Raw genomic sequence first — 322 nt, 5'->3', positions numbered from 1 at the left:
CAAATTCCTTGGAATGGTTGATACGGTAATGGATGAAACCGCTCACGTCTAACTTGTCGTAGCTGCTCAGACTATCGGTATAAACAATACTGTCCGGCATGATTTTCTTTTTGATTACAGGGAGTAACGTTTCAGACTTGGCATTATCCACCACAACGGTATAGACCCGTCCGTTGCGTTTCAGGATGCCGAAGACAACCACTTTTCCTGCCGCACCGCGACCACGTCTGCCTTTACGCCGTCCGCCGAAATAGCTTTCGTCCAACTCGACAGGGCCCTCAAAAACCTCATCGGCAGCCAAGGCCAAATGATGGCTGATGAC

General features: G+C 49.7%; 1 protein-coding gene. It reads right to left on the bottom strand.

Going from position 1 to position 322, the window contains the following annotated elements; genetic code table 11:
* The coding region (locus HMPREF2661_RS08135) for an IS1595 family transposase (protein WP_141759994.1) at positions 1–322 on the bottom strand (322 nt) is incomplete at both ends.

Origin of the sequence: Neisseria sp. HMSC061B04 (genome assembly GCF_001836705.1) — a bacterium.
Taxonomy (GTDB): domain Bacteria; phylum Pseudomonadota; class Gammaproteobacteria; order Burkholderiales; family Neisseriaceae; genus Neisseria.
This window is presented reverse-complemented; position numbering and strand designations above follow the sequence as displayed.